The 5,257-nt window shown below is 76.2% G+C and carries 4 protein-coding genes and 2 pseudogenes; 5 read left to right on the forward strand and 1 reads right to left on the reverse strand.

Annotation, left to right across the window (positions count from 1 at the left end; translation table 11 throughout):
* The 4 genes and pseudogenes from E1291_RS42820 to E1291_RS38780 all read left to right on the forward strand — a co-directional run.
* A pseudogene (locus E1291_RS42820) lies at positions 1-1,062 on the forward strand (hypothetical protein); the annotation flags it as partial.
* Positions 1,059-1,502 carry a roadblock/LC7 domain-containing protein gene (locus E1291_RS38770; RefSeq protein ID WP_131743011.1) on the forward strand — a complete coding sequence of 148 codons (444 nt, stop codon included), beginning with the start codon at positions 1,059-1,061 and terminating at the stop codon, positions 1,500-1,502. The pseudogene E1291_RS42820 and the gene E1291_RS38770, both read left to right, overlap by 4 nt.
* 30 nt (positions 1,503-1,532) lie before the next feature.
* A complete protein-coding gene (locus E1291_RS38775; protein ID WP_131743012.1) occupies positions 1,533-1,973 on the forward strand; it encodes a DUF742 domain-containing protein in 441 nt (146 codons plus the stop codon).
* On the forward strand, positions 1,954-2,616 hold the full coding sequence (locus E1291_RS38780; RefSeq protein WP_131743013.1) for a GTP-binding protein: 663 nt from the start codon (positions 1,954-1,956) through the stop codon (positions 2,614-2,616). Before E1291_RS38775 ends, E1291_RS38780 begins: the two co-directional genes overlap by 20 nt.
* A gap of 247 nt (positions 2,617-2,863) precedes the next feature.
* On the opposite strand, the gene E1291_RS42825 is transcribed toward E1291_RS38780, so the two are convergent.
* Positions 2,864-3,229 carry an STAS domain-containing protein gene (locus E1291_RS42825; RefSeq protein WP_165495504.1) on the reverse strand — a complete coding sequence of 122 codons (366 nt, stop codon included), beginning with the start codon at positions 3,227-3,229 and terminating at the stop codon, positions 2,864-2,866.
* A 192-nt stretch (positions 3,230-3,421) separates the two neighbouring features.
* Here E1291_RS42825 and E1291_RS38790 point away from each other — a divergent pair.
* Positions 3,422-5,257, forward strand: a pseudogene (locus E1291_RS38790) (hypothetical protein); the annotation flags it as partial.

The following is a 5,257-nucleotide window of genomic DNA, read 5'->3' on the forward strand; positions in this document are numbered from 1 at the left end:
CTGCCCGTCCGGCGGCCGGGCGCCCAGCTGCCGGGCCGCACCGCGCCCCGGCCCGCCGCGGAGGGCGAGGCGAACGGGCTGTTCCAGCCCCGCAGCGAGCGGCTCGAGAACGAGCGCCTGCAGAACGAACGCCTGCAGAACGAGCGCCGCAGCGGCGAGCGCGTGCAGGACGACGCCGGCGGGCCCTACGGCCAGGGCCGGCACACCGGACCGACACCCGTCGTCCCGGAGGCGCAGCCGATGGTGCCCGACCCCGGCGCCGCCCGCCGCAACCCCTGGGAGACGGGCCCGTTCCAGCAGGTCGGCGACGCCTCGGCGGCGCCGGCCGACCCCTACGCCGACGGCTCCCCCAGCGGCGCGCACCCCGAGGAGCCCGCGGGCGGGGCCCTGTGGGGGGGCATCGGCGACCCGGCGGCGCCGGAATCGGCGCGGCCGGGCCAGTCCCAGCCCACCGCCGACCCGCCGGAGGACGCCATCCCGGAGCCACCGCTTCCCGAGCCGTCCGGATACGAGCACCCCGTCCAGCCCGCTCCCGCGCCGTCGCCGCCCCGCCCGGCCCCGCCGGCCAAGGCGCCGCCGCGGGTCCCCGAGCGCTCCCCGATCTTCGACGCGATGCAGTCGGAGTGGTTCCAGCGCAGGTCGGCGGGCGCGGCCGGCGACGATCCCGTCAAGGGCTGGGAGTCCCCGGCGGACGCGGGGTTCCGCGCCGCCGAGGCCGCCCGCGAGCCCGTCGCGGGCCAGCGCACGGCCGTCGGGCTCCCCAAGCGGGTGCCCGGCAAGAACCGCGTGCCCGGCGCGGTGGGGCGGCAGGCGCAGTCCCCGGCCGCCGAACGGCGGCCGGCGCAGGACCGGCCGGCGCAGGAGAGCACCGCGCAGGAGCAGCCGGCGCAGGACCGGCGGGAGCAGGACCGGCCGGCCGCCGGCCAGCCCGCGGACGCCGTCCGCAACCGCTTCGCGAGCCTGCAGCGGGGCGTTCATCGGGGCCGCACCGAGACTCGCGGCGCAGGCACGTCAGGTGAGGCGCCGTCGCAGGGCGACGACGAGACAGGAGGCACCCGGTGAGCGGGCAGGATCTCAACTGGTTGGTGACGAACTTCGCGGACCGTGTCCCGAAGGTCGCGCACGCCGTCGTGGTCTCGTCGGACGGCCTGCCGATGGCGTACTCGTCCGGCTTCCCGCCGGAGCGGGCGGACCAGCTCTCGGCCATCGCCTCGGGGCTGATGAGCCTCACCCAGGGCGCGGCCAAGATCTTCGACGCGGGCGGCGTGAACCAGACCGTCGTGGAGATGGACCGCGGGCTCCTGTTCGTGATGTCCATCACCAACGGGTCGGTGTTCGCGGTGCTGGCCGCGCCGGACTGCGACCTCGGGCTGGTCGCGTACGAGATGACGCTGCTGGTGGAGCGGGTGGGCCGGGTGCTGACCCCCGCGCTGCGCGCCCAGGAGCAGCCGCCGTACGCGGGACCGGTGCCCGAGATGGGCGCGGGGCCCGCCCGCTATTGACCTTGACGGAACCTGACGGAGGTCGGCGACATGGATCGAGGCAGTTCCTTCGGAGGCGGGCCCGGACGCTGGGGTGACCAGGGCCGCCCGCCCGGCCAGGGGCGGCCCCCGGCCCAGGAGGAGGGCGACGCCAGCTCGCTGGTGCGCCCCTACGCCGTCACGGGCGGGCGCACCAAGCCGCGCTACGACCTGGCGATCGAGGCGCTCGTCACGGCCGCGCCCTACCCGCCCCGCGACGTGGCCATGCTGACCCCGGAGTACCGCGCGATCATGGACCTGTGCCGGTCGGCCCGGTCGGTCGCCGAGGTGTCGGCGCTGCTGCGGCTGCCGCTCGGCGTGGCCCGGGTCCTCGTCGCGGACATGGCCCTCGAAGGACTGCTGCGGTTGCACCAGTCGCGTCCCACCACCGCCGGCGGACAGCCGGACATGCGCTTGCTAGAAAGGGTGCTCAGTGGCCTTCGGAAGCTCTGACCGGGTTCCGGCCCCGGGGTCGCACGGCGGGGAGGCCGAGCTCACCTCGGTCAAGATCGTCGTCGGCGGCGGATTCGGCGTCGGCAAGACCACCTTCGTCGGTTCGGTCTCGGAGATCATGCCGCTCACCACCGAGGCGGTGATGACCGCGGCCAGCGCCGACGTGGACGACCTGTCGGCCGTCCCGGACAAGACGACCACCACGGTCGCGATGGACTTCGGCCGCGTGTCGCTCGACAGCCAGCTGATCCTCTACCTGTTCGGAACGCCCGGCCAGCACCGGTTCTGGTTCATGTGGGACGACCTCGTCCGCGGCGCCATCGGCGCGGTGGTCCTGGTCGACACCCGCCGCCTTGAGGACTGCTTCGCCGCGGTGGACTACTTCGAGGAGCTCGGCCTGCCCTTCGTCGTGGGCGTCAACGGGTTCCACGGCGAGTTCCAGTACGCCGTCGAGGACATCCGCGAGGCCCTGTCGATCAGCGGGCACGTGCCGATCGTCCAGACCGACGCGCGCAGCCGCGAGTCCACCAAGCAGGTGCTGATCACCCTCGTCCAGCACGCGATGGCGGTGCACGCCGCCACGGCCGGGCCGCCCGCCGCCCCGGGCGACCCGCTGGGCTCGACGTCCCCCAGCTGGACCTGACCCTCCCCTCCGCCGCCGGTCGGCCGGCTCGCGGAGCCCCCGGCCGAGCGGAACCCCGGCCCGCGTCACGCCGACCTCGCGGTGCGCGGCCGGCCCGTCCGCCAGAGCGTGGACGCCCAGGTTCCGCGGGCCGCCGGCCTCACCCGGCCCGACGCCCGAACCCTCCGGCCCGCCCCCAAGGGGAGCGAACCCGCGCGCTCGAACCCCGGCCGCGGCGAGCGCCGCGAGCGAGCGGCTCGCGTTCCCGCTACCCGGGGCTGTGGGGCTCGCTCCCCAGGACGACGAGCGCCTCTTCGAGGGTGGGGTGCACGGGGATGCGGCGGTGAAGACCGGTGATCTCAAGGGTCCTTCGGATGAGGGGGGCGGGGGCGGCGAGGGCGAGGCTGCCGCCGGCGGCCGTGGCCGACTTGTAGCAGGCGACGATGACGGACAGGCCGTTGGAGTCCATGAACTCCAGGTCGGCCAGGTCGAGGACGACGTGGTCGCCATGGCGGCGGCGGGCGGCGTGGAGCTCGCGGCGCAGGGTGTCGGAGCAGGCGATATCGAGCTCACCGCGCAGCCGGACGACGGTGCGGCCGTCGTGGGCGCGGGTGGTCACTTCGAGTTGCGGCATGGGGGTGTCCCCCTCCTGTCGGCAGGTGCGCGCCGGGAGTGGGCCGACGAACACTTTCCATGCGACAACTATTGCGGAGGACGTGCCGCCTGCCAACCCGCCGCGTGCCGGGGGTGTACGTGATCGCGCCGAGTCGTAGGGTGCTGGCGAGACGTGATGCCCCCCGACCGCTGCGTAGGAGAAGGATCCCTGGTGAGTTCCCCCCGGCTGCCGGATCATCTCGAAGTGCTGCTCACCGACGAGCCCGTGCTCGACGTGTACGCCTACGGGCCGTGGCGGGTACCGGACGGCCTGTACGCCGAGATGCGCGAGCGGGCCGTCGCCTACAACGCCGATCCGCGCGCGGTGGTGCTCACCAGGCAGCTCAGCGACTTCTACGGGCGGGGGACGAGCGCGGCGGGCGCCGAGCAGTGGTCGCTGCTGACGTTCCTGCTCGGGGCGTCGGCGGTGCGGGGCGGCTCGCGCGGCGACGTGGACTACGAGGTGCTGTCGGACTTCCTCGCGACGCCGGAGTCCGCCGTGCGGGACCCGGTGGCGTGGTTCACCCAGGGCGGGCGGTGGCGGCCGCCGGGGCTGTGGCTGCCCGAGCCCGCCGGGGACGACCGGGAGCGGCGCGCGGTGATGTTCGAGCTGGCGCGGGCGGGCCTGGAGGTCTTCGAGGGCCTGGAGCCGCTGGAGCGCCGCCGCCGGGCGCTGCTGGACCTGTTCGACCGGCGGGCCGCGGATCCGGAGCTGCGCGAGCGGGACATGACCGTCCCGCAGGGGGGCCTGGAGGACGCGTGGGCGGCCGGCCTGACCGACGGCGAGCTGGCGGTGCTGCCCGAGCTGGCGGGGCCGGTGGGGTACCTCGGCTGGGCGTGCGCGGGGTTCGACGCGGCGCACGAGCGGCTCGCCGGGGCCGTCGCGGACGGGGACGCGCCGGACACGGCGCTCGCGCGGCTGCTGCTGGCGGCGGACGCGCAGGCCGTCCCGGCGGAGCTGGCGGTGGCGCTCGGCACGCCCCGCTACGAGAACCTCGGCGAGCGGTTCCGGGCGGTGCGCGAGGGGTTCTCCGCCGAGGCGTGGCAGAGCGACGTGCGGGCCTGGCTCGCGCGGGGCCTGGTCGCGGGGGAGGCGGACGCGGCGCGCGCCTGGCTGGACATGGCCGTCCGGATCACCGGCTGCGTCCAAGGTCTGCCGGACGCGGCGATCAGCCCGCGCTGCCGGGTGCCCGTCCGGCCGTTCCAGACCGACCTGCGGCGGCTGTTCGCCGCGCGGCGCCTGGTCAACCCGCTGGGCGCGGCGCTGTTCCCGGGACGGGACGCGCCGGACGCGCGGGACGAGGCCGCGGCGCCGTCCGGGCGGGACGAGCCGGCCGGCGCGGCGCTGGTCGGGCAGCCGGAGCTGGCGCGGGCGGTCGAGGAGGCGCTGGCGGCGCGGCTGGCGGGCGAGCGGCCCGTCCGGCTGCTCGTGGCGGGCCCGGAGGGAACGGGCAAGGGCACCGCCGCCGAGATCCTGGAGCACCGGCTCGGCGAGGGCGGCGCGGTCCGCGAGGCGCTGTGGGTGTCCGACCAGGTCTTCGCCTCGCTCGGCGTGAGCGACGCCGTGCTGTGGCTGCAGGCCCGCGTCCGCGAGTGCCTGGAGGGGCGGATGCTGCTGGTCGTCGACGACCTGGAACGGCTCGTCACCTATGAGCGGTGCGGCTCGGCGGCGGTGGAGGAGCTGCGGCGGCTGATGGCGCGCTCGCCGTCCCTGGACGTGGTGGCGCTGTGCCGTCCCGGCGGCGACCGGCGGCTGTTCGACGCGAACCCGGCGCTGGTGCGGGCGTTCGAGGTGACCCGGACGCTGGACTTCGCCGAGGACGACTTCGCCGAGCTGTTCACCCGTGCCGTCGCGCGGCACGGCGCGACGGCCGCGCCGGAGGTCGCCGCGACGGCCGGGGTGCTGCTGACCCGCACCCCGCCGCTGCAGAACCTGCGCGGGGCGCGGCTGGTGGAGCACATGGCCGCGCAGTGCGCCGCCGCTGCGCGGACCCGGACGGCCGCCGCG

The sequence above is a fragment of the Actinomadura roseirufa genome, assembly GCF_900659635.1.
GTDB lineage: Bacteria > Actinomycetota > Actinomycetes > Streptosporangiales > Streptosporangiaceae > Spirillospora > Spirillospora roseirufa.

What these genes read in the sequence shown, in the direction of transcription:
- E1291_RS38775 (WP_131743012.1), top strand. Translation starts at nt 1,533, where the DNA reads ATGGATCGAGGCAGTTCCTTCGGAGGCGGGCCCGGACGCTGGGGTGAC.
- E1291_RS42825 (WP_165495504.1), bottom strand. Translation starts at nt 3,229, where the DNA reads ATGCCGCAACTCGAAGTGACCACCCGCGCCCACGACGGCCGCACCGTC.